Raw genomic sequence first — 1,407 nt, 5'->3', positions numbered from 1 at the left:
ACGGTTCATCGCACGCATTCCGCTTCCGTCCGCCAGAATGATAGGAAGGCTGCAGCCRCCCCCCGCCCAGCCCAGCGCTCCGGACAGTCGTTGCCCACCGGAGAGGAAAGGAAGGGCTTGCGCATTGCCTAGTGATTTCAATGTATTGCGACTGACTCTTCTCGGATCGCTGATGCCGCCGCCAGGCTTGGCGACGACGCAGTCGCAACGCTGCGTCAATTGCCGGCAGCCGCCGGCGCCACAGAAGCTTGCGGCGCCGCTGAGCAGCACGACGGCGGTGGTGCCGTCGCGGCCGACATAAAAATCGAAGGCGGTGCCGCGAACGCCGATCGTGCCGGCCGGCGTGACGATTTSATAGGCGGAGTGCCCGGACTTGCCGCTGATCCAGCGGAACGTGCCCTTCGCGGCCATGATCGTCAGTTTCTTCACCGACTTGGCATCATCGTAGACGAAYTTGTCGATGACCACSGACGARCCCCAGCCGACCGCAAGCTTGGTGCCATCCTGGAAGACGAACTGGCCGAGACCGGACTTCGATGTCGAAATCCGTTCGTCCTTGTAGACCGGGTCCTTGACCGCGATCGGACCGCGTGCGCCGCTGACTGACGTGCGAATCTGCACCGCCTGNGACTTCGATGTCGAAATCCGTTCGTCCTTGTAGACCGGGTCCTTGACCGCGATCGGACCGCGTGCGCCGCTGACTGACGTGCGAATCTGCACCGCCTGGCCGACAGGTTCGGCGGCGATGGTCGGACTGAATGTCACGGCACAAAACGCGATGAGTGCGGCACCACGCAAGCAGAACATGGCACCCTCCAAAGTGCTATTGTTATCACGTCACAGGGATTTATGTCTTGTCGCCCAATCGGGGTAACGCCATGCCGCAACCGTAAGAGTTAGGCGGTCATGGCCGCTCGCCCAGTCGTGGCCATTGGAGGCAATCGGCGGCGTGCGCGGAAGGTACCGAGCGTCAGGCGGCCTGCCGGTTCGTCAGTCATTGTGATGACTGCGCCCCTTCTGATGCCCCTTGTTCTGATGGTCGTTGGCATGTTCGAGCACATCCTTGTGGTTGGCATCCTCGCCGCGGATATCCGGATGTTTCATCTCCCAGTGGCGATTGCGGTAGCCTTCTTCCTGCACAGGCTTCTGAGGTTTTTCCTCCGGCTTCTGAGGTTTCTCCTCCGGCTTGTGCGGCCTCTCCTCGGGCTTCGGTTTTTCCTCGGGAGGCCTTTCTTCGACGGCGGGGGGTTGCACAGTTCGCGGTTGGCGTTCGAGATCCTCCTGGAACACCGCCGCAAGGCTGCAGCCGCCCCCCGCCCAGCCCAGCGCTCCGGACAGTCGTTGCCCACCGGAGAGGAAAGGAAGGGCTTGCGCATTGCCTAGTGATTTCAATGTATTGCGACTGAC

The 1,407-nt window shown here is 61.8% G+C and carries 2 pseudogenes; both read right to left on the bottom strand.

The features are described from left to right. A pseudogene (locus ASE60_RS21830) lies at nt 1-627 on the bottom strand (FecR domain-containing protein); the annotation flags it as partial. A 363-nt stretch (nt 628-990) separates the two neighbouring features. Continuing rightward, nucleotides 991-1,407, bottom strand: a pseudogene (locus tag ASE60_RS35060) (hypothetical protein); the annotation flags it as partial.

It is taken from the genome of Ensifer sp. Root278 (assembly GCF_001429285.1).
In the GTDB taxonomy this organism is placed as follows: Bacteria; Pseudomonadota; Alphaproteobacteria; order Rhizobiales; family Rhizobiaceae; genus Ensifer.
Note: the sequence above shows the minus strand (reverse complement) of the source record. Positions and strands in the feature narration are given on the sequence as shown.